Here is a 296-nt window from a genome sequence, read left to right as displayed (position 1 = left end):
TCTGGTCGATCGAGAACGGGTTATGCTTCGTCGTTTCGATCGGCAGGTGGTGCTTCTCGGCGTATTCGATAGCAACGTCACGCGTCAGCGCAAGGTCACGAACCGGCGAGATGCAGTCCATGTCGGGGGCCATCGACGTAATCGAAACCTCGAAACGTACCTGGTCGTTCCCCTTGCCGGTGCAACCGTGAGCAACAGTGTGTGCGCCAAATTCGCGCGCAGCTTTCACCAGGTGCTTGGCGATCACGGGACGGGACAGAGCTGAAACCAGCGGGTACTTACCTTCATAGAGGGCA

General features: G+C 58.1%; 1 protein-coding gene. It reads right to left on the bottom strand.

The genetic code is table 11. The features are described from left to right. On the bottom strand, positions 1 to 296 hold a 296-nt coding region (locus QP415_RS11405), incomplete at both ends, for an argininosuccinate synthase domain-containing protein (RefSeq protein ID WP_285100149.1).

It is taken from the genome of Pauljensenia sp. UMB3104 (assembly GCF_030217285.1).
Taxonomy (GTDB): Bacteria; Actinomycetota; Actinomycetes; order Actinomycetales; family Actinomycetaceae; genus Pauljensenia.
The sequence above is the reverse complement of the archived record's forward strand: the minus strand, read 5'-3'. Positions and strand labels throughout refer to the sequence as shown.